This is a genomic window from Sphingomonas degradans, assembly GCF_053502645.1.
Map to the genome: position 1 here is coordinate 3,378,409 of NZ_CP177172.1, position 21,592 is coordinate 3,400,000.

Annotated in this window: 17 protein-coding genes, 1 tRNA gene, 2 rRNA genes and 1 pseudogene (1 of these 21 cut by a window edge); 8 read left to right on the forward strand and 13 right to left on the reverse strand. The window is 62.5% G+C overall.

The features are described 5' to 3' along the window. The first annotated feature begins 33 nt into the window (after positions 1-33). A complete protein-coding gene (locus ACG3SL_RS15365; RefSeq protein WP_448662049.1) occupies positions 34-1,041 on the forward strand; it encodes an aldo/keto reductase in 1,008 nt (335 codons plus the stop codon). A gap of 498 nt (positions 1,042-1,539) precedes the next feature. Then, on the forward strand, positions 1,540-2,925 hold the full coding sequence (locus ACG3SL_RS15370; protein ID WP_448662050.1) for an ISNCY family transposase: 1,386 nt from the start codon (positions 1,540-1,542) through the stop codon (positions 2,923-2,925). A gap of 13 nt (positions 2,926-2,938) precedes the next feature. Here ACG3SL_RS15370 and ACG3SL_RS15375 read toward each other — a convergent pair whose 3' ends face one another. From ACG3SL_RS15375 to traA, 3 genes are all read right to left on the reverse strand, one after another. Continuing rightward, positions 2,939-3,694, reverse strand: coding sequence for a hypothetical protein (locus ACG3SL_RS15375; protein WP_448662051.1), 756 nt, complete (start codon positions 3,692-3,694; stop codon positions 2,939-2,941). 216 nt (positions 3,695-3,910) lie between these two features. Next, positions 3,911-4,642: a DUF6118 family protein gene (locus ACG3SL_RS15380; RefSeq protein WP_448662052.1), complete on the reverse strand. Its 732-nt coding sequence runs from the start codon at positions 4,640-4,642 to the stop codon at positions 3,911-3,913. A 1-nt stretch (position 4,643) separates the two neighbouring features. Further along, positions 4,644-7,667, reverse strand: coding sequence for a Ti-type conjugative transfer relaxase TraA (traA, locus tag ACG3SL_RS15385; protein WP_448662053.1), 3,024 nt, complete (start codon positions 7,665-7,667; stop codon positions 4,644-4,646). A 172-nt stretch (positions 7,668-7,839) separates the two neighbouring features. Here traA and traD point away from each other — a divergent pair, with 172 nt between their 5' ends. The 3 genes from traD to ACG3SL_RS15400 all read left to right on the forward strand — a co-directional run bounded on the left by traD (position 7,840) and on the right by ACG3SL_RS15400 (position 9,002). Next, the gene (gene traD / locus ACG3SL_RS15390) at positions 7,840-8,163 is read left to right on the forward strand and encodes a conjugal transfer protein TraD (protein ID WP_448662054.1); all 324 of its coding nucleotides are present in this window, start codon (positions 7,840-7,842) and stop codon (positions 8,161-8,163) included. A gap of 16 nt (positions 8,164-8,179) precedes the next feature. After that, positions 8,180-8,392 carry a conjugal transfer protein TraD gene (locus ACG3SL_RS15395; RefSeq protein ID WP_448662055.1) on the forward strand — a complete coding sequence of 71 codons (213 nt, stop codon included), beginning with the start codon at positions 8,180-8,182 and terminating at the stop codon, positions 8,390-8,392. A gap of 100 nt (positions 8,393-8,492) precedes the next feature. Next, the gene (locus ACG3SL_RS15400) at positions 8,493-9,002 is read left to right on the forward strand and encodes a MucR family transcriptional regulator (protein ID WP_448662056.1); all 510 of its coding nucleotides are present in this window, start codon (positions 8,493-8,495) and stop codon (positions 9,000-9,002) included. Between the two features lie 42 nt (positions 9,003-9,044). Here the strand turns inward: ACG3SL_RS15400 and ACG3SL_RS15405 are convergent, their stop codons facing one another. From ACG3SL_RS15405 to ACG3SL_RS15415, 3 genes are all read right to left on the reverse strand, one after another. Next, on the reverse strand, positions 9,045-9,968 hold the full coding sequence (locus ACG3SL_RS15405; RefSeq protein WP_448662057.1) for a nucleotidyltransferase: 924 nt from the start codon (positions 9,966-9,968) through the stop codon (positions 9,045-9,047). 71 nt (positions 9,969-10,039) lie between these two features. Continuing rightward, positions 10,040-10,249 carry a sigma factor-like helix-turn-helix DNA-binding protein gene (locus ACG3SL_RS15410; protein WP_448662058.1) on the reverse strand — a complete coding sequence of 70 codons (210 nt, stop codon included), beginning with the start codon at positions 10,247-10,249 and terminating at the stop codon, positions 10,040-10,042. Further along, positions 10,246-11,154, reverse strand: a complete 909-nt coding sequence (locus ACG3SL_RS15415; RefSeq protein ID WP_448662059.1) for an ArdC family protein — start codon at positions 11,152-11,154, stop codon at positions 10,246-10,248. Before ACG3SL_RS15415 ends, ACG3SL_RS15410 begins: the two co-directional genes overlap by 4 nt. Positions 11,155-11,591: 437 nt before the next feature. On the opposite strand from ACG3SL_RS15415, the gene ACG3SL_RS15420 reads away from it, so the two are divergent. Together ACG3SL_RS15420 and ACG3SL_RS15425 are read left to right on the forward strand one after the other, a co-directional pair. Next, positions 11,592-12,763 (forward strand): IS3 family transposase gene (locus tag ACG3SL_RS15420; RefSeq protein ID WP_448662060.1). Its coding sequence is split into 2 segments (ribosomal slippage): positions 11,592-11,856 and positions 11,856-12,763, totalling 1,173 coding nucleotides; the frame shifts between segments, so codons are not numbered across the junction. A 456-nt stretch (positions 12,764-13,219) separates the two neighbouring features. Beyond that, positions 13,220-13,441, forward strand: coding sequence for a helix-turn-helix transcriptional regulator (locus ACG3SL_RS15425; RefSeq protein WP_448662061.1), 222 nt, complete (start codon positions 13,220-13,222; stop codon positions 13,439-13,441). A gap of 307 nt (positions 13,442-13,748) precedes the next feature. On the opposite strand, the gene ACG3SL_RS15430 is transcribed toward ACG3SL_RS15425, so the two are convergent. Genes ACG3SL_RS15430 through ACG3SL_RS15440 form a run of 3 tightly spaced genes read right to left on the reverse strand, consistent with a single transcriptional unit; the run spans position 13,749 to position 17,175 of the window. Beyond that, the gene (locus ACG3SL_RS15430) at positions 13,749-15,629 is read right to left on the reverse strand and encodes a hypothetical protein (protein ID WP_448662062.1); all 1,881 of its coding nucleotides are present in this window, start codon (positions 15,627-15,629) and stop codon (positions 13,749-13,751) included. Then, positions 15,626-16,123, reverse strand: a complete 498-nt coding sequence (locus tag ACG3SL_RS15435) for an ABC-three component system middle component 2 (RefSeq protein ID WP_448662063.1) — start codon at positions 16,121-16,123, stop codon at positions 15,626-15,628. Before ACG3SL_RS15435 ends, ACG3SL_RS15430 begins: the two co-directional genes overlap by 4 nt. Continuing rightward, positions 16,123-17,175: an ABC-three component system protein gene (locus ACG3SL_RS15440; protein ID WP_448662064.1), complete on the reverse strand. Its 1,053-nt coding sequence runs from the start codon at positions 17,173-17,175 to the stop codon at positions 16,123-16,125. Before ACG3SL_RS15440 ends, ACG3SL_RS15435 begins: the two co-directional genes overlap by 1 nt. Positions 17,176-17,225: 50 nt before the next feature. On the opposite strand from ACG3SL_RS15440, the pseudogene ACG3SL_RS15445 reads away from it, so the two are divergent. Beyond that, positions 17,226-17,597 (forward strand): annotated as a pseudogene (locus tag ACG3SL_RS15445) (transposase family protein); the annotation flags it as partial. Between the two features lie 102 nt (positions 17,598-17,699). Here ACG3SL_RS15445 and ACG3SL_RS15450 read toward each other — a convergent pair. From ACG3SL_RS15450 to ACG3SL_RS15465, 4 genes are all read right to left on the reverse strand, one after another. Further along, on the reverse strand, positions 17,700-18,932 hold the full coding sequence (locus ACG3SL_RS15450; RefSeq protein WP_448662065.1) for a tyrosine-type recombinase/integrase: 1,233 nt from the start codon (positions 18,930-18,932) through the stop codon (positions 17,700-17,702). Positions 18,933-19,119: 187 nt separating this feature from the next. After that, a tRNA-Met gene (locus ACG3SL_RS15455) sits at positions 19,120-19,196 on the reverse strand. Between the two features lie 72 nt (positions 19,197-19,268). Further along, positions 19,269-19,383: ribosomal RNA gene (gene rrf / locus ACG3SL_RS15460) — 5S ribosomal RNA — on the reverse strand. A gap of 134 nt (positions 19,384-19,517) precedes the next feature. Beyond that, positions 19,518-21,592, reverse strand: a 23S ribosomal RNA gene (locus tag ACG3SL_RS15465); it runs 718 nt beyond the window's last position.

Genomic DNA, 21,592 nt, shown 5'->3' on the forward strand with positions numbered 1-21,592 from the left:
CCCACCGCCAACCCCGTCACCAAAGGACCCGACATGGCACTCGATTCTATCCTGCACGGCAAGCTCGGCTTTGGCGCCGCACCGCTCGGCAACATGTTCCGGGCGATCCCGGAAGAAGAAGCGCTGGAAACCGTCACCGCCGCCTGGGACGCGGGTATTCGCTATTTCGACAATGCGCCCTTCTACGGCGCAGGTCTCGCCGAGCTGCGCATGGGCGAGGCGCTGAAGGGCAAGCCGCGGGGCGACTATGTGCTCAGCACCAAGGTCGGCCGCGTCGTGCTGGACGACGTCGAAGACGCGACATTGCGCGACAATGGCGAAAAGGGCGGCGTGTTCGCCCATGGTCGCCCGAACAAGATGGTCAACGACTATGGCTATGACGCGACCCTGAAATCGATCGAGGACAGCCTCACCCGGCTCCAGACCAGCCATGTCGAAATCGTGTTCGTGCACGATCTCGCGCAGGATTTCTGGGGCGACCAGTGGATCGCCCGGTTCGAGGAAGCCCGCACCGGCGCGTTCCGCGCGCTGGATCGCCTGCGCGACGAAGGCGTGATCAGGGCATGGGGCCTCGGGGTCAACAAGGTCGAGCCTATCGAGATCCTGCTGGACCTCGACGAGCCGCAACCCAACGCCTTCCTGCTCGCCGGCCGCTACACGCTGCTCGATCACGATCGCGCGCTGCAGCGGCTGATGCCCAAGGTGCAGGCGCGCGGGCTGGGTGTCGTCGTGGGCGGCCCGTACAGCTCGGGGGCGCTCGTCGGGGGACCCAACTTCGAATATGCGCCCACGTCCCCGGAAGTGCTGGCGAAGGTAGCGGCAATCAAGACGATCGCCGATCGCCACGGCGTGTCCATGAAGGCGGCCGGCCTGCAGTTCTCGCTCGCCAATCCCGCCGTCGCCGCGATCATACCGGGCGCAAGCCGACCGGAGCGGATCGCGGAAGACCGCGCTGCATTCGACGCAGTGGTCCCGGCGGCGTTCTGGGCCGACATGCGCGAGGCAGGTCTCGTCAACCCGGCAGCACCGCTTCCGGTCTGACAACCTCCCATCGGCTTCGGATCGCGGCCACGCGAGCGAGAAGCTTGGCGGAAAGCCGAAGCGCGACGGGTGCGGATGGTGCCGGGCTCTTGGATCTGGCGGTTGCGCGGCGGCGGCGGCGCGTGTGCGCCGGTCTGGCGCGGGCAAAAAAAATCCGCCTCAGCGTGTTGCTGAAGCGGTTTTGTGTGTTGGTTGCGGGGGCAGGATCTTTTCAGAGACCGCACGCTTTATAATCGCTTGATTTATATAGATAAATGTCAGCTCGTGGGGTATGGCACCCCTGATGATACCCCAAGTTCTTGTGAAATCGATGTGGCGCCCGCGACGCGCGACGAGCTGCCGCAGGTAAACATAACTAAGCCTTTCGTTCGCTGAAATTTTTCAGAGTGTAAGCGCAACGTACAAATGGCACAGCTCAGCAAAATAGAGATGGCACACGCGTGCGTCCGCTGAGCCGATCGTGTCCATGGACGCTCTCGAAAATGAGGGCGTGCAGCGATGGCGGTGATGGCAATGAGCGATGCCGAGATCTCCCGGTTCGACACCTTGATGCGGCTCGACCGCGGCGAGCTTCGGCCCGCTGAGGCCATGCAGGTGCTGAGGCTGGAGCGCAGCCAGCTCTACCGGCTGCTGCGCCGATTACGGTCCGACGGCGCCGCTGGCCTGGTATCCCGCAAGCGCGGCCGCCCCAGCAACCGGCGTTTCAGCGATGCCTTTCGCGAGCAGGTCCTCGACATTGTCCGCGAGCGCTATGCCGATTTCGGTCCTACACTGGCGGCCGAGTATCTGGCCGAGCGCCACGGCATCACGCTTTCGCACGAGACGCTGCGCCAGCTGATGATCGGCGCCGGCCTGTGGAAGGCCAAGGCTGCCAAGCGCGCCAAACTCCACCAGACCCGCAACCGGCGCGAGCGCCGCGGCGAGCTCATCCAGGTCGACGGCTCGGACCATGACTGGTTCGAGGGTCGCGGCCCACGCTGCAGCCTGCTGGTCTATATCGACGACGCCACCAGCGAGCTGATGCACCTGGAGATGGCCGAGGCCGAAACCGCCCTCTCCTACATGCAGGCCACCCGCACCTATCTGGAGCGGCACGGCAAGCCGATTGCCTTCTATTCGGACAAGCACAGCGTGTTCCGCAACAACCGCGCCGCGGCCGACAGCGACGGCATGACGCATCTCGGCCGAGCCCTGGACGCGCTCAACATCGAGATCATCTGCGCCAACTCGCCGCAGGCCAAGGGCCGGGTCGAGCGCGCCAACAGCACGCTGCAGGACAGGCTGGTCAAGGCGATGCGGCTCGAGGGCGTCTCCAGTATCGCGCAAGCCAATCGCTTCCTCCCCTCGTACCTTGCCCAGCACAATGCCCGCTTCGCCTGCGTGCCGGCGGATCCGCGGGACGCGCATCGCCCGCTGGCCGCACACGAGAATGTCGAGGCGGAGCTGGTCTGGCGTGTCGAGCGCTCGGTCACCGGCGCCCTGGCGCTCCACTACAATAAGGCAATGTTCATCCTGGAGCCGACGCCGCTGGCACGAACGCTGGCCCGCAAGCGCGTCCATGTCTGCGAGTTCCCGGATGGCCGGATCGAGGTGCGGCACGGCGAGGTCGTCCTGCCCTACCGGGTTTACGACAAGATGCAGCGGGTGAACCAAGCCGAGATCGTCGAGAACAAGCGCCTCGGCGCGGCGCTCGCAATGGCGCAGGCGATGCAGGCGGCCAGGCCGCACCACCGCAAGCGGAACAACAGCGAGCCGGTGCGTAGTTCGAAGTCGGTGGGCGTGTTCGCGGTCCCTACCCCGGCAGAACCGAAGATCGACCGCAGGACGCTATGCACGCCGAAGCTCAAACGTATCGCGCCGGTGAAGCCGTCACCCAGCGCTTGATAAATAAAGCCGTCTAAGCGACGAGATTTACCGACGCACCTGGCTGATTGACGAGACTGATGTCGAACTTGAGCCCGCCACGAGCTCGAGCGGCTTGCCGTAGCTTATTGAAAAACGCTTCGCTTTCATCAGATCTCAGAGCGCCGCCCTGATCTTTTATGATCCGCTCACCCATATCGAGCATCGATTCGTTCCAGCCCATTGCCTTTCTGATAGCTGGGCTAAGCGTCGGATAGATTGCCTTCACGGCCATAGCCGTCTCGCGTGGGCTATTGCTGAACGGTGCCAGCGTAGCCTTAACTCTGGTTCCAAACTCGGCCTTCGCAGCGGTGCTCTCCGTTTCCGAAAAGCCCTTTCCATTCACAACAGAAGCGAGTTCTTCATCATCTAACTTAGAGACATCAAGAAAACGTCCGCCGTTGGCGACATCGTCGACGATATGTGTCCCTTCAGCTTCAGCCTTCTTATAGTCCGAGTTGATTTTCTCTCTCGCAGTTTCGGCGGGTGACTTGCTCGGCGTGGCAGGCTGGGACGGCGTATCGATTGCCTTCGCCGGATTAGATTCGATCCCCGGAGAGCTCGCCGCCGCCTTCACGTCGACCGAGGTTCTGTTTTGCCTCAACGCCGAGAGGTTACCGGAAAGGATCGATCCCAATTGCACAGCCAACCCCACCTGTTGCGTAAAACTTCGGACAGAAGCCATCACGATCTCTAAATGAAAACAGTTACCTGCTGGTGAACGTTCGCTTAAAGCGAGGCGCCGCGTCATTCCTGATCAAGAGCTTCAACGCCTTACCCGATAGCACGAGCTCCATCGTTGAGGCGGTGTGACCGGGCCCGCTGCGTGCGCAGCGGGTCCGGGGACAGGAGCCGGGAGGTTGAGGCATCAGCGGGGGCAGCGCTGCGCTGTGAGGAGGGCTCCACGCAGCCCCCGCTGCCTCGAGCGGGTTGTGCCATTTCTATCTTGCGGCGGAATGTGCCTTTTCTAACTGGCGGCAACGAAGGGAAATCTTCGATCGAGCCTAGCGTCGGAAATAGCTATTGAGCACTTTACCGTGACTCTGAACTGCTCTGCGCGTTTCCGGCACCCTTCAAGAACGTCAGCATTATCCTTCGAAATCCGCGCTGCCTCGGCCAGCGCACGCGCCTGCTGCGGGTTCGCGACCTGCATGAGCCTAACGCCCGCGTCCCAAGGTGTGCGCCTCAGAACTGCTGCAGCTTGTTCCTCTGGCCAATGCCAGCCCTCTGGCGCGAGCTGAGCAATTACCGATGGAACGACAGTGCCAAACGCGAAGCCCACCAACAGTGCCAAAGCGGCTGCGCCCGCGATCCACAGCTGCTGGGTCTCCGCGGAATGGGCCGACGCGACCATCCCTTTCAGCTCTTGCACTGTGCTGCTCAGGGCATGGTTGGCGCCGGTCCAAGCGCGATGATCGTCCGCACGCCCCGGCGCGCCAGCCGATTCGATTTGCTTGGCGATGTCCTGCGGCGTCAACGTCATCGCCGGGCGCTTCGCGAGAGTGTTGATCGCGCCACATACCTTGTCGTAGCCGTCGCGGATCTTCTCCAGGTCTGGGCCGTAATCTCGCGCCTGCAATTCCTGCTGTCGGGCCGCAAAGCCGTCAATCGCAGCGGTCAGCCCGGCGAGCTTGCGCGAGATGTCGTTGAACGCCTGGACGGTCTGGTCCGCTTCTACGGGAGGTTCGTGGATACCCATGCTATAGGCCAATCCCAAGGCCCCGATCGCGATCGATCGAGAAGGTGAGCTGGCGGATGACCGAACGCGTGCGAGCATCGTCGCCGAGCGCCCGGCTGACACCGCCATCCCGGCTGCCCGGCGCCCATTCAGGCGACCACTGCCGCCCGAGCAGCTGACTGCCTCTGCGGCTGAGCGCGGCGCCTAGCGCCGGGTCTTTCTCCAGCCCCTTCGCCATCGATCGCATGGCGTTCTCGACACCGGCGCGCTTGTCTTCATTCTCCCACCCGCTCAGCTTGCCCCGACGCGCCTGAAGCTGTTGCCAGGCCTGGACGAACCGGTCTGCGCGCAGCTCGGGATTGGTGCGCACGTCGGCCTCCAGCTGCATCTGGCGAATGGCGTTGGCGGTGCGACCATTGGCCGCTTCGCTGACCAGACCCGGCGTCCGCTCGAATGCTGCGTCAAGATCGCGCGCACCATGGGGTTGCAGCGCGTTGACGGCGTTGGCGGTGCGCGCAAGCGCCGCCTTCTGCACTTCGAGCGGGGCCCGGCCCTGGCCGGTCATGCGGCCTGCATCCTGCACGGCACGTGCATAGCCTTCGACCGCCCGCTCCAGCTTCTGCGTTGCGGACACCTCGGCCGCCGCGGCTGGCACCGACAGCTTGAGTCCATCGAAGCGCAGCTTGGTTGGGACCCGTTCGGGCTCGGGGATGGACAGCCGCAACCCGTCAAACATGCTTCGGCGCCGTGCCGGTGCAGGCGCGCTGCGCTCGAGTTCGGTAAGTGACACTTTGGCAAGCGTATCGAGGATGCGCGACCGCTCGACACCGCGCCGCGCGGCGAAGCGCTCGGCAGCGGCATCATAGTCGAGGGCATTGTCCTTCGGCCGATCGCGCGACAGAGTGCGGGCCAGCTTGCCCTGGTCGGCGAAATCGTCACGGCCATAATGAAGCTGCACCGCATCGCGGTGCCGCGACAGCGCGACATATGCAGCGTGCCGGTCGAGCCCCGGCGTCGCCAGCACGTGGACGCGATCGACGGTGACACCCTGCGCCTTGTGGATCGTGGCCGCATAGCCATGGGCGACATCGCCATAGTTTTTGTGGTCGAAGGCGATCTGGCGGCCATCGTCGAGCCGCACGGCCATGCGGGCGTGATTGACCTGTTCAATGGTGCCGAGACTACCATTCTTCACACCCAGGCTGCGTTCGTTGCGCAGGAACATGACCCTGTCGCCAGCCCCGAACAAGCGTTCTCCACCGGTGGTTTCCACGGCAATATCAGTATCTAACGCCCCACTGCGTTTCATCGCATCCCGAGCCAGCGCATTCAGTTCATCGCATTCCTGGTTGGTGTGGGTGAGAATCATGCGCGACGCGCCCGGATCGGCGATCCGCCCGCGATCCCAGCGCGCAATCAATGCCGTTCGCGCCTCGACTCTGGTCTCCGAGTCGATGATCATGCCGGCTTGCGAATAGGCCTCCAGCGCCTCGGCGGTGCGGCCGGTTGCGAGTTGCCGGGTCGCCAGCCGCTGCCAGTCCTCGCGCTGTCGACGAATGTCGGTGATCTCGATCGCGCCATGCCGCTCGGCGACCGAACGGAAAGCGGCGCCCGCTTCAATTGCCTGCAACTGCTCAGGATCACCGACCAGCACGACCTTGGCGCCGCGCTTTTCGGCTTCGGCGATCACCCGCTCCATCTGTCGCGAACCGATCATGCCGGCTTCGTCGATCACGAGGATCGACCTGTCGGTCAGCAACTCGCGCCCCTGCCCCCATTGATGCTCGATGCTGGCAATGGTGCGCGACGCGATGCCAGAGCCGCTCTCCAGATTCTCGGCGGCGATGCCGGACAGCGCCAGCCCTTGCACCTGGTAGCCCGCGCTTTCCCACGCTTCCCGCGCAACACCGAGCATCGCTGATTTGCCAGTGCCGGCATAGCCGACGACCACACCCAGATCCTTACCACTGGTAACATGATCGAAGGCGCTGCGCTGCTCGCTCGACAGGACCAGCCCGCGCATTTTGGCGCGGGCCAGCGCCAGCTTGCGATGCCGTTCGTCCATGCCATGCCCGCGACTGGCATCGAGCTTCACCGTCGCGCGTTCCAGCCGCGCTTCGGTTTCGATCATGTCGCGGCTGGTGAAGCGGTCTTCGCCGCGCCCGTCCTTGCCGAGCTTCACCAGTTCGGGCGACGCACGCACCGCCGCCATCACCTGGTCGAACTGCTCCTTCCCTTCGCTATGGCGATGCACGAACATCGCCAGATCGCGCGTGGTGAAGGTCGCCTGGGTACGAGTGATCCCGTCGAGCGCCAGCGCCGGACTGGCGAGCAGCTTCTCACCATTGGCGCGCGCAATCTCGTGATGTTCTTCCAGCCGCTCGGACGTGAGCCCCTGCTCGGCCATCCGTGCTGCCGCCGGGCCGATCTTGTGCTGCGGCTCCAGATCGATCCCCTGCGCTTCCAGCGACCGATGATCGACGCGCGCGTCGATGTCGAGTTCGGCCAGCCGAGCATTGACGTGCCCAGCCCAGCGCTCGCGCCATTTCTCCAGCAGGTCCGTGCGGTTCCAGTCGCGGTTCTTCTTGCCGAACCCGTCGACATCCACCTCGCGCAACGCCAGCATGACATGTGCATGCGGCTTCGGCTCGCCGTCGGCGCCGATATCCCAATGCACATTGAGATCGGCGACCATGCCTCGGTCCACGAATTCTGCTTGGACGAACTCCCGCGCCAGCCGAATGCCCTCAGCCTGGTTCAGCTCGCGTGGGATGGCGAATTCGATTTCGCGGGCAAGCTGCGCGTCCTTGCGCAGCTCGACGGCTTCAACCGCATTCCACAGATTCTCCCGATCGGCGAGATGCTCAGGCGCGCCGTCCGGCAGCAGCACTTCGGAATGCACGACGCCGGCCTTGTTCGAGAAATCGTGGTGCCGATCCAACCGCTGGTCGTGCAGCCGCGAAGCGGAGCGATAGGCAGCAGTGGCCAGCGCCGACGATCCGCTGGCGCGGCTGATGATCTTTGCCGAGAAGTGGTAGATCGCCATAGCGACACTTCACTTACACTAAAACAAGCGACGTCGGCACGACGTATAAGCGCGCCCTCAAAAGATTTCATCTTTTTCGCGACGTGATGATCCCAAGATGTTTCACAACATTTGCGCTGATCGACGTGGTTCCTAAATCACCGAACATCATCCATCAACTGCGGAGGGCTCGATGCGCAAGCCACGTGACTTTGATTCGGAACTGAAGGCGCTCGACAACAAGGCGCGACAGCTCAAACAAGCCAAGTTCCAACAGCTCGGCGAACTGGTGGTCGCGACCGGTGCCGATACGCTGGCAGTCGAGCAGCTGGCGGGCGCGTTGCTCGCCGCTGCTAACGCGTCCGATATGATCGTACGGGAGGGCTGGCGTCAGCGTGGCGCGGCCTTCTTTCAGCGGCAGGGCAAAGCTCGCGGCGGCACTCGTCCGCGTGCGGCATCGGCTGCGGCAGCTGACAGCGTCGCGGCACCGACTGGAAGCGCAGCGGGCGCGGAATGACACGCGAGAATGGGTGGTGAAGCGCCGCGAACGAACGCGCCAACTGATCGAGCTGGGCGGCCTGGTTGCCAAAGCCGGATTGGTCGAACTTACCGACGATGATCGCGCCGTATTGTTCGGTGTGATGATCGACGCTGCCGCTACGCTCAAAGGCGAACAACGGGATCAGGCGCTGACATTATGGCGAAGACGCGGGCGTCGTGCCTTCGAGCAGCTGCAGAATGAGTAGTCCCGCTGCATCTTCCAACATATTTCAGCAGACGGAGTACGTTCGCTCCTATAATCCTGTTGTCGGAACTATGCCGCAAAACAAGGAGTAGGGACGCAGAATGTCTGAGCAGAGCAATACCGATCCCGTTGAACTCGCAAGCGACCTCACCATCGCCTGGTTATCGAACCCGAACAATCGCGCGACGATGGACGATGTCTCCACGTTTCTGCGGAAGATGCATGCAGATGTGATTGAACTTTCAGGTGGTGTCGTGAGCGCGGAAGTTGCGAGCGAAGAACCTGCGTCGGAAGAATTCACGCCGGCCGTCTCGGTCCGCAAATCGCTGGCCTCCAAGGATCACATCATCTCGCTGATCGACGGCAAGCCGTACCGGACGCTGCGCCGGCATCTGAGCACGCACGGGCTGACGCCCGAGGAATATCGCGCGCGCTACAATCTGAAGGCCGATTATCCGATGGTGGCACCGACCTATTCGGAGCAGCGCCGCGCGATGGCGCACAAGATTGGCCTGGGCGCCAAGGGCCGCGCAGCACGCAATGCGCCTGCCGAAGCGCCCGCTGCGAAGCCGGCGCGCAAGCCGCGCGCGAAGGCGACACCCACTGCCTGATCTCGATCGCGCGCCGAGGCTCCAAGCCTCGGGGCGCGACGATCATGCGGCGGCAGCTTGCTCCAGCGCCGCGATGCGTTCTTCGCAGATCACCTGCACCGCCTGCCCCAGCACTTCGACGCGCTCGCCGAGCCACGCCAGCTCCTCGGCGGTGATCCGGTAGTGCTTGGAATAGCGCGCCTTCACATAGGCTTCCTTCAGCTTCTCGAACCGCGAACGATCGATGCGTTGGTCCCGGGGCCAAGCGTCGATCAGCCGCGGGTCGATGCGTTCGGCCTGGGTGCGGAGAAAGCCAAGGTTGTGGGTGTGCGGCGTGTAGAACGTGCAGACCAGCAAGACGCAGTGGTAGAGGCGCTCTGCCGCCTGGTGCAGCGAAAACGCGGCCTCCTTCGGACGTTGTTTGCTGATGTAAAAATCTGCCCCCTCTTTGAGGGCCACTGCGCTCGAAAACCATTCGACGAAATATTCCTGAGCCATCGCCAATGCCTGCGGTGGCGTCTTTGGCTTCGGCTGGTGCAATTCGGTGGGTTCGCTCTCGTAGAGCGCGATTCCGTCGCGGGCGACGTCCATGAAGAAATAGCGCCCATGCGCCAGCCCATCGTTCACCTCCTGCATGGTGTGCACGATGAAATTGACCGGGGTACGCAGCGTCTTGGTGATCGCCAGTTCGCGGTTCAGTCGGTCCTCGGCGGTTGCCCAGAACTCGACGCGATCAGTGAGTTTGTCGTTGTTGACGATCACCAGCAGGTCGAAGTCCGACTGATAGCCCTTGGCGGTGTGCGGCTCATCGATCCAGCCGCCACGGGCATAGCTGCCGTACAGGATGACCTTGAGGATGCGCGCCTGCTTCTTCCAATCCGACGTGGCGATGGCGATCGCGTCGCCGAACTCCTCGAACAGGATCTGGACGACACGCTCCAGCTCGCGCTGCTTGGCTGGGGGCAGATGGTCGAGGCTAGTCCTCATGGATCGATCCTAACGCGCTGATGCGGCGGCGTACACCTCGCCCGGTTGCGCCGGGCGAGGTGTAGCATCCCTCACGGCTGTTTGCCCCGCGCTGCACGGTCGAGCGCGATGATTACGCGGGTGATGGTCTCTTCCACCTCCGCCACCGTGCAGCCATGCCGCTCGGCCGTTTCGACGTAGTCCAAATCGTCGAACCGAACCGATCCGAAGATCGCCCGATCGCGCTCCGGAAGCGCACGAAAGGCGCGGCGCATCCGCCGCAGTCGAAGCCAGCGCATCATTGCCCCGCCTCCCCATCCGCGACGAAGCCGAGCAGGTAATCGGCCGCCTTGCTGGCAGCGCTCGCCGCCCGAAAGATCGCCTTTTCGTCCTTGCGCAGCACCGCCAGCCAGCTGCCGACATAATCGGCGTGCCGCACGGTCGGCCGGATCGCCAGCGATGCGCAGGTGAACGCGCTTGTCATTTCCGCGACCAGCTCTTCCCGACTATACACCGCGCTGCCGAATGCGCCCGACTGATCGCGGTCGAGCCGCGAGCCATGCCCGGTCCAGTGCCCCAGCTCGTGCAGCACCGTGCGATACCAGTTGATGCGGTCGTAAAAGGCCAGCTGCGGCGGCACCGCGACATAGTCGCCGCCGGGGCTGTAATAGGCCTGCCCACCCCCGATCCGGATATCGGCGCCGCACGCTTCCATCAGCGCATGCGCAGCAGGAATGCGGTCGGCCTCTGCCACCGGCTCGCCCTGCTCCAACCCCGTCAGCCGCTCGGGCAACCCCTCGCACTGGTCGACATTGAAAACGGTGAACCGCTTGAGGAAGGCCAGCTGCCGCGCCTCTCGATCCTCGTCCCGTGCCCGCTCGGCCTCGTCTTTAGGCGTGAAGCGATCCGCATAACAGATCGTTGTCCCGCGCTCGCCGCGCCGCGTGCTGCCACCCGCCGCCTGCGCCTGCCGAAAGGTCAACCAGCGCTGCGAGGTATAGCGTCCCTCGATCACCGCCGCCCACAGGATCAGCACATTGATCCCCGAATAGCGCCGCCCGGTCACGGCATTGGCCGGCATTGCACAGCCACACGCCGCAGCATCCCAAGGCTGCACCCAGGGCAGCCGCCCCTGCTCCAGCTCGGCTATCACCCGTCCGGTCACCTCGGCATAGAGGCTCGCCCGGTTCTCGCGTCCAACACCCATGGCCCCGCTCCTTCCAAAACACCGCAACCGGCGCCGGAAGGGCGGGGGGAGCGGCAGGAGCGAACCGGCAGTCCTGCCGTCAGAGGCAGGCTGCACCCGCAGGGCCGAAACAACGTGGAGGAGCCGGGCACCGCCCGGCTTGCGGCATGCTGCGGCAGGACTAGAGGCGAGCGACGCTCCCCCCGCCCTGTCCGCGTACCGGCGCACCAACGCTGCCGCGCGACCGCGCGGCGACCATCCTGTCAGCGCAACTGCGCTGCCGGGCGCCAGCGGCGCCCGGACAAGAACCGCACCCTTGCAACCGGGCGGGCCCGCGCGGGCGGCGTGCGCGCGCCAGCTCGTGCGCCAGCCGCCACCCGTGCCTCCCGCTTGGGCTGAGGTGGTCCCGGAAAACTGGACAGGTTGCTAAGCTAATCCCGACGTGAGGACGGACGGGAATGAAGACGACGAGGAAGCGCTACAGCGCAGATTTCAAGGCGAAGGTGGCGCTGGAGGCGATCCGTGGCGATATGACGCTGGCGGAACTGGCTGCGAAGCATGGGGTGCATCACACGATGATCGCGGCGTGGAAGCGTCAGGCGATCGAAGGGATGTCGGCGACGTTCTCCGGTGCCGGTGAGGCGGCCAGGGCGGCGAGCGACGCGGAGGTGGACAAGCTGCACGCGAAGATTGGGCAGTTGCTGGTGGAGCGGGATTTTTTAGCGAAGGCCTCCGGTCGATGAGCGTGGCACGGAGGCGGGAGTGGATTGATCCTGCTCACCATTGCCTGTCGATCGCGGCGCAATGTCGTCTGCTGTCGATCAGCCGGTCGAGCTACTATTACGCGCCAGTGCCGGAGACCGAAGAGACGCTTGCGCTGATGCGGGTGATCGATGCGGCGTTCCTCGACATGCCGTGGTACGGCAGCCGCCAGATGGTCCGGCATCTGCGCCGCAATGGCCATGATGTTGGACGACGACGGGTGCGGCGGCTGATGGCGAAGATGGGGCTGTCGCCGATCTACCAGCGGCCGCGCACGAGTGATCCGCACCCGCAGCACAGGGTCTATCCCTATCTGCTGCGCAAGCTGGCGATCGAGCGGCCGAACCATGTCTGGTGCGCTGATGTGACCTACATCCCGATGCGCCGGGGCTTCCTGTATCTGGTCGCGATCATGGACTGGGCGACGCGCAAGGTGCTGGCATGGCGGCTCTCGAACACCATGGACGCCGGCTTTTGCGTCGCGGCGCTGGAGGAAGCGCTGGCGCGCTTCGGTCGGCCTGAGATCTTCAACACGGATCAGGGCAGCCAGTTTACCAGCTTCGCCTTCACCAGCGTGCTGCGCGACGCCGAGGTACGGATCAGCATGGACGGCCGGGGTCGGTGGATGGACAATGTGTTCATCGAGCGCCTGTGGCGCTCCCTCAAATATGAGTGCGTGTATCTGCACGCCTTCGAGACCGGCTCGGAGCTGCGCGCTGGCCTTGGCCGGTGGATCACCTATTACAATCAACAGCGACCCCACTCAGGGCTAGCCGGGCGAACCCCGGCGGAGGCCTATGGGTGGATCGGCGCTTCAGATCATGGGGGGCATGCCCCCCATGATCTGATGACCAAAATGGCGGCATGATCGACAACCCGGATTAGCTTAGCTCAGCCGCAAAACTGTCCAAATAGGCGGGACCACCTCAGGCAAGTGTGCCACGCGGGCACCAGCAACCCGCGCGCCCTGGTGTCGCCGCAGGCGTGCGCCAGCGCGCGCACCGCACCCGCGTTCCGCTGCCGGCACCTGCCGGCTGCCGGTCCGCAGGATCGACCAGCGTCCGCGATCAAAACCCGAAGGGCCGAGACGGCCACGCCGACTCGGTGCCGCGCCAGCGGCGTGCGAGCGCAGTCACGCCGAAGGCGTGAGACGCCCTGGCACACCCGCCTTGAACCTCAGGACTATCCCTTTCAAAGACACGGTCCCGGGGAGTCCCCAATTCGCCCCATCTGATCCCAACCAGGCTCTTTGCCCGACCCGCAACTCAGCCCAATCTTGCCCCGGAGCGCTCCACCAACCCTCACACGATGCAAGGTGATCGCAATGCAGATTCAACCCGACCCGCCAGACCGCATTCTCCGGATCAAGACCGTGCTCGAACGCACCGGCCTCACCCGGTCCACCCTCTATCGAAAGATGGAAGCCGGCACGTTTCCCCAGAACACGCAAATCAGCACTCGCTGCATGGGCTGGAGGGAATCTGCCATCGCTGAATGGCTGGATAACCCGATGTCCTATGACACTGCCAATCGCAAAGCAGGATGACGAGGCTCCCAACGGTCTTTCACGCGCCCCAGCGCCTACTTGCTGAGATAGTACAAATCCGTCCGCTCTCCGGCCGTTCGTGGGACTTTCTGGTCAATCCATTTGGTCCCTGCGAACGGCAGTTTTCGTAAAGACCGGACATCAATCTGTAATTACAAAGATCCGAACGCTCGTCGTGTACTCGCGAGATGCGCTGATCTTCGCCGCCGTGTCCGTACGGTGGAAACGATGGCACCAAATCTTAGGGTTGCAGGCTGATCGCCCCTGTCCCGGAAGCTTGTGACCTCACAAAATCGCAACGGGTGGATCACGGAACAGTTGGCGAACCACTGGCGGAGGGAAGCAATCCGCTACGTCCATCCGCCAAATCCCCCGTGAAAGTCTGCACCGAAAGTCGGTCCACGAGATCGCTAGGCGGATCGCTGTTCTCAAGGATAATGAACTGCGCACGCCCACTGAGGCTGGCCAGATGAAGGTAGAAATGCTCGTATAGCGTAGTCGCGGCCAGCTCCTTCTCGTCGGCCGCCAGCGAGCCGTGGCGTGGCACCCGGATCGGCTCTCGGTAGGTGAGAAGCGGCGTGTCGAGCGCCAACACGCCAGGATGAGACAGGCCTTTGTCCTGACAGTAGAGCAAAACCGCGACCTTGAACGCTGAGTGGAGGATAGCGCGGACGCCCTTTCCGTTTGCACCGCGCTCCTTGCCGTCCAGACGTATATCCTGGGTCTGACTGTCGAACGACACGGTCGGATTCCCTGGAAACTTCCAAGCTTGGAGCACCTCAGACACCTTGCTGGCAAATTCATGGCCAGTCGGCCCGTCGATGCCGACGGTGAGTTTCGGCTTGGCCGCAGTTGGGGCCGTCGTGACCTGAGACAATTGCACGGCTAGGCGATCCCGCTCTTCAAACAACTTTAGGCGTTCGCGAACGGTGTCCCGCGCTTCGATCCTCTGTTCGTATTCGTCGCGTAATCCCGATTCCTCCGGACGAAGGGCGCCGAGAATCCGCTCCGCCGCTGCCATTCGCCGTCGCAGCCGTTCCGACGTTGCGAGATTGGTGGCGAAATCTGCCTCAAGCCCGTTCATCGTGGCGACCAGATCCCGGCGTTCCCGATCGATCCGCGCAATCTCGACGCGGGCCGCTACCCGTGAACGCTCGACATCCTGCCGCCCATGATGATGCTGATGATCAACCTCGGCACCACATAAGGGGCAAGGGCGGTCGAGCCGCGCAAGAAGGAGATGGCCACCCTGCTCCAGGGCCTCAAGGCGCTCGACATCGGATTCATAGACCTCCATCAGCCGCGCGAACCGCGCCAGGGTCAGCTCGATCTCGCGGGCTTGGGCGGTCACACGATCCGCTTCGTCGACCATGCGCCGCCGCTCGCGTGTGACCTCGTCGATCCGGCGCTGACGCTTGGCGAGATCACCTTGGATGGCAATCAGCGAGGCGTCGATCCGCTTGCTTTGATCGTCGAGCTGCTGACGAGGGATGCCGATCGCGTCGATCTGCGCGTCCAGCGACGCGATCCATTCCTCCAGCAGTTCCTTCTGGCCTTCCTGGCGGGCCTTTCGGATCTTGGGTGGGACCACCGCCACGATCGCGGAATCGTCCCGCCCGGTCAGAAGCAGGCGGAAGAGATTCTTTTCCGCCGTCGCGCTCGTGTATTGGCCGGACAGGATCGGGCTGCGCGCATCGATGATCGAGCCCTCGTCCACGAAGATGAAGGGGTCGAGGGATCGGAGCGTGACGCTGTTCTTCTCGCCATTCTCGTTCTTGACGACGAACTTCCCGCCCAGTCCCAAGGCGCCAAGGAGGACGCTGGTGATATTCTCCGTGCGGGCGTCATATTCCGCATCCAGCACCCGGAAGGGAACGCCGGGCGGCGGTTCGTGATGCAGTCCTTCGTAAAGCCGGAACCCGGCGCCCTGAATACCGCGATAGAGGGTGACCGGCCCGAGCGAAGGGACGTCGAGACCCAGCAGGACCGCTTCATAGCCGTCGAGCTGTTCGATCACAGGAAGCGGCGTCGACTTCCCCAGCATGAATTGCAGGGCGGCGAGCGTGAACGACTTGCCGGTGTTCGAGGCGCCATAGATGACGTTGGGGCCGTCGGCGAACGGGAGCGTGCTCACCGGCTTCGCGGTGCCGATGAACGACAGATGCCGGAATATCAGGCGCGCGATCATGCCGACGGCTCGTAGAGTGTGCCTTCGCCCTGGAACTCAAGCGTCCACCGCCCGAGCCGCTGGTGCACGATGGTTCGTAACTCCTCTTCCGGGAGCGCGCCGAACCGATCCGCGAGCCATTCCGCACACGATTTCAAGCGCGCGCTATAGGACGCTTCCATGAGCTCGATGAATGACGGAGCCTCCTCCCCGGCGACGTATCGTACCCCGTCCGCTCCATCGACGAGGGCAATGAGACCGGCGTTCAGCAGCAAATGAACGCCCTCGTCGATCAGCCGCCGGCGCACGAGCAGTTCACCCCCGCGTGACGGCAGGTCGGGGTGCAGGCTGTCGGGGCCTTCCACGTCGGCCGTATGCACGACGAGGTGGTCGAACCACGTCAGCTCGCTGATGGTGCAGGGCCGAGGATAAAAGGCATCGAGCACGACCAGGGCACGCAGGCCCGTCTCCAACGGACTGTTGAACAGAGGCACATCGCCCAGCGCTGCCGTCATCACTTCACCCACGGGAGCACACCGTCGTTAGCGAAGTGGTGGCAGACGCCCTGCTTCACGGGAACCCGCGCATATTTACCGAGGACACCCGAGACCGACACGCCCTTGGCTTCATTCATGACGGCCGCGATCTTCGCCATGATGTCGGCGTGCGAGAGGCCATGGGTGTCGAACACGCCGTGAAAGATGTCCTTCTCGAATGTGGCGAGCACGGCTGGTTCGGTGCTGTCCCTGTAATAGCGCTTGAAGGAAGCGGCATCAAAGAACCGCTCCCGTTGAACGCGGAAATGAGGGCCGAACTTGGCATCGCCAAGAGCTTCGTCACCCGTGGTGTAAGACGGTGCGCCCTGTTCCTGATAGGCGGCGAGAAGCTGCGCGACGTAGGCAGCCTCTTCCGGCTGCATCGTGTCAGGGACGCTCCCGACCGGAGCTTCACCGGGATCCGCGTCAAACCATTTGACCAGCACGGGTTTCATCTCGTCTGCTCGGACGAGCTTGCCAGCCTCAAGCAGCGACACGTTCTGGAAGTCAAAAGCGTCGACGAGCGCGCGTATCTCGTCCGATAGCGGATGATGTTCACCCTCCACCAGATCGTCGGCACACCATGTGTCCCATTGCTCGATCAGGCGCGGCCCGATCTTGCTGGGATGACCTATGAGGTTTCGAACGGCCCGGACCGCTCCCCTCGGAGCGACGTAATAGAAGTGCGCGGGGACGCCGAAATGCCCGGCAGCACTATGGAAAAATATCTTACCCAGCTCACGGATGAATTCCGGTTCGCCCAGTGCTTTCCTGAGCTGCTTGCACTGATAATTGTCCCACGGACCATCGAAACGAGCGGCCGTGCGATAGCCCACGACATCGCGCCCCATGTCTCCTGCACCGGAGAAACGGTCGCTGTCGGGATAGCGCGACCGCATCGACGCGACCCAGTCGTCAGTCAGCCGCTCCAAATCCGCGTCATTCAGCGCATATATTCGCGCTGCATAATCCGTTGCACCTGCCCCCAAGGATTGCTCTCCCCCTGAGGGAACGATTGCCTGCAACCGCACAGATTTTCAATCCTTACTATGCGCTTCTTCTTCGCGGTCAGGGGGAAGCCTTACCCCGATTTCTAGGCAGAGCTGGCCCATCGGTGATGATCGTCAGCGACAACGGGACGGAACTGACCAGTCTGGCAATCCTGCGCTGGGCGCAGGACCGGCAGATCGAGTGGCATTACATCGCGCCGGGCAAGCCGCAGCAGAATGGCTATGTGGAGAGCTTTAATGGTCGCTTGCGCGACGAATGCCTGAACGAGACGCTGTTTGCCTCGCTGAGCCATGCCCGCTCGGTGCTGAGCAACTGGCGACATGACTACAACCATGTGCGGCCGCATAGCGGTATCGGCGGGCTGACACCCGCCGACGCTGCAAGGCGCGTTGCGCAACCCCACCCGCCAGGGCATCCTGGCAGCCCCGGACTCTACTTATGAGTGGAGGAGAAAAGGGGAGCACGTCAGGTCGTGACCGGCCACCCCGGGCATTATTGGCTGCGGCAGTCCATCGCGGATCCAAAGTCTGTCAGCAGGCGCATGTCAGGCCGTGCGAGCCAGTCGGTGACCGCCAAGGTGAGACGTGTCGCTAGTTTGCTTCAGGAAGCCGAACACGTGATCGGCCCAATGCTGCAGCATGCGCCTGCGCGGTGAGAGGTACAGCGCGCTATTATACGCGCTGCGGACGTCATCGCGGTCGACGTGAGCGAGCGCCATCTCGATCCAGTCGGATCGATAGCGCTCCGCTTCGTTCGCCCAGGTCGATGCGAGGCCGCGGAAGCCATGGACCGTCTGCCGCCCGCGATAGCCCATGCGGTAACAGCCATAGATCATCGTGTTCTGCGAAATGGGCTGCCCAAGCTTGTCCCCGCCAAAGACGTACATGTCGGTCGAGTAAGTTCGAACGTCTTCGAGCAGAGACACGACCTGAGGCGAGATGGGTACGATGTGTTCGCGCTCCATCTTCATTCGCGCCGCTGGCACGCGCCAAAGCGGCTCCGACCCGTCGAGCCCCTCGAACTCGTCCCAGCGGGCGAGCCGCGTCTCGTTGGTACGTGCCCAGGTCAGCAGCGTGAACAGCAACGCCGCACGGGTGACAGCACGCCGCCTGGGGTTCTCCTCGCCGTCGTAGTTATCGATCGCGCGCACCAGCGCCGGCAGCTCCTGCAGGCCCACCCGCGCCATGTGCCGCACCCGCGGCTTCGGCTTCAGCAGGTCAGATAGATAGGCCGCCGGGTCCTGATCCGCCCAGCCCTGCGGAATGGCAAAGCGATAGATCTGGCTGACATGCTGCTTGATCCGCCGGCTGACGTCGAGCGCGCCGCGCGCTTCTACGGTCCGCACCATGGCCAGCACGTCGGCACTGGTGATAGACCGAAGCGGCCGATCGCCGATCACCGGAAAGGCATCCCGCTCGAGCCGCGTCATCAGCCGCCTGGCGTGGCCGTCGTCGAGATTGCCCTCGCGGTTCTCATGCCAGGCACGCGCCGCCTGCTCGAAGGTCTTGCCGACCGGCGACTTGTTGCTGGCGCCTGGGTCCCTGCCCTGCCCCAGCGCCACCCTGGCCTCTGCGCGGCGGAGCCGCGCCTCAGCAAGGCTGAGGTCGGGATAGCAGCCGAAGGAGAGCAGCTTCTCCTTGCCGTCGAAGCGGTACTTCATCCGCCATAGCTTAGAGCCATTGGGCCGAACGAGCAGGTACAGGCCCTCGCCGTCGGCGAGCTTGTAATCTTTCTGCCGCTTGGTCGCGTAGCGGACTTCGAGTTCCTTGAGCGCCATCTGGGGGTACTCCGCTGGGGTTGCGGCGATTACCCCAGAAAATACCCCCAAAAGCAAATCGACGTCCTGGCGTTCGATGGGGTCCAAAGGAGCCATCTGAGACGACGCGACTCGGGCGCAAGCTTCGGAAAACAGGCATAAAAAAGCCGCCTCAGGATGTCCTGAAGCGGTTTGGTATGTCGGTGTTTGGTTGCGGGGACAGGATTTGAACCTGTGACCTTCAGGTTATGAGCCTGACGAGCTACCGGACTGCTCCACCCCGCGTCAGGGTGTATGTCTTTGGCGTTGTGAATGGGTTCTTCGTGCGAAGAAACTTCTGGCTGCACCGGCTTCAATGCCTGGCGACGACCTACTCTTCCATCGCTTAGGCGATAGTACCATCGGCGCTGTCTGGTTTCACGGCCGAGTTCGGGATGGGATCGGGTGGGTCACAGACGCTATGGTCACCAAGCAATGAAGCAGGTGCAGCTGGAAGTTTTTCAAATCGATACCGTGCACGGTAATTGTAAGATGATAATACGGGCTGCGATGATCATCACACCATGACGGCGCTGGTTGCCCAGTGCTGACATTGATGGTGGAACTCTCAAGCGCGAATAGGACAATTAGTATCGGTTAGCTTCATGCGTTACCGCACTTCCACATCCGATCTATCAAGGTCGTGGTCTCCGACCGTCCTATGAAATCTTATCTCGAGGGAGGCTTCCCGCTTAGATGCTTTCAGCGGTTATCCCGTCCATACATAGCTACCCAGCTGCGCTCTTGGCAGAACGACTGGTACACCAGAGGTATGTTCAACCCGGTCCTCTCGTACTAGGGTCAACTCCTCTCAAATTTCGACGCCCACGGCAGATAGGGACCAAACTGTCTCGCGACGTTCTGAACCCAGCTCACGTACCACTTTAATTGGCGAACAGCCAAACCCTTGGGACCTGCTCCAGCCCCAGGATGTGATGAGCCGACATCGAGGTGCCAAACAACCCCGTCGATATGAGCTCTTGGGGGTTATCAGCCTGTTATCCCCGGCGTACCTTTTATCCGTTGAGCGATGGCCCTTCCACGAGGGACCACCGGATCACTATGACCGACTTTCGTCTCTGCTCGACTTGTCAGTCTCGCAGTCAGGCTGGCTTATGCCATTGCACTCTAACAGCCGGTTTCCAACCGGCCTGAGCCAACCTTCGCGCGCCTCCGTTACTCTTTGGGAGGCGACCGCCCCAGTCAAACTACCCGCCACAGAGGGTCCCAGCACCGGATGACGGTGCGTGGTTAGACATCAGAAAACAACAGGGTGGTATTTCACATTGTGGCTCCACCACGGCTGGCGCCATGGCTTCAAAGCCTCCCACCTATTCTACACAGTTCTTTCCTAATGCCACTCTGAAGCTGCAGTAAAGGTGCACGGGGTCTTTCCGTCTAACCGCGGGTACTCCGCATCTTCACGGAGAATTCAATTTCGCTGAGCATGTCCTGGAGACAGTGGGGAAGTCGTTACGCCATTCGTGCAGGTCGGAACTTACCCGACAAGGAATTTCGCTACCTTAGGACCGTTATAGTTACGGCCGCCGTTTACCTGGGCTTCATTTCGGAGCTTGCACCCCTCCACTTAACCTTCAGGCACCGGGCAGGCGTCAGGCCCTATACGTCGTCTTGAAGCCGACTTAGCAGAGCCCTGTGTTTTTGCTAAACAGTCGCTACCCCCTGGCCTGTGCCCCCCATGAGAGCTTGCGCTTACATGGGGCCTCCTTCTTCCGAAGGTACGGAGGCAATTTGCCGAGTTCCTTCAGGACACTTCTCTCAAGCGCCTTGGTATACTCTACCTGACCACCTGTGTCGGTTTCGGGTACGGTCTATACGGTGGGGCTATTTCCTGGGACCCCTTCGAAGCATGCTCAATCCGTTAAGAGCATACAACACACGGGATCCGTCACACACCACCAGGCCCACGAATATTAACGTGGTTCCCATCGACTACCCCCTTCGGGCTCGTCTTAGGGGCCGGCTCACCCTGCGCGGATTAGCCTTGCGCAGGAACCCTTGGTCTTTCGGCGAAAGGGCATCTCACCCTTTTTATCGCTACTCATGTCTGCATTCGCACTTCCGATACCTCCACCGTCGGTTACCCTTCGGCTTCACTGGCTTACGGAACGCTCCGCTACCGCGTGGATAAATCCACACCCTAAGCTTCGGTGCATCACTTTAGCCCCGTTACATCTTCGCCGCAGGAACCCTTATTTAGACCAGTGAGCTGTTACGCTTTCTTTAAAGGATGGCTGCTTCTAAGCCAACCTCCTGGTTGTTTTGGGATTCCCACATGCTTTCCCACTTAGTGATGACTTGGGGACCTTAGCTGTAGGTCAGGGCTGTTTCCCTTTTGACGACGGACCTTAGCACCCGCCGTCTGTCTCCCGAGTAGTACTCATAGGTATTCGGAGTTTGGTTAGAGTTGGTAGATCTCGCGACCCCCGCATCCATCCAGTGCTCTACCCCCTATGGTATTCGCTCGAGGCACTACCTCAATAGTTTTCGCGGAGAACCAGCTATTTCCCGGCTTGATTGGCCTTTCACCCCTAAACACAACTCATCCGGTAACTTTTCAACGTTAATCGGTTCGGACCTCCAGTGCGTGTTACCGCACCTTCATCCTGGTCATGCCTAGA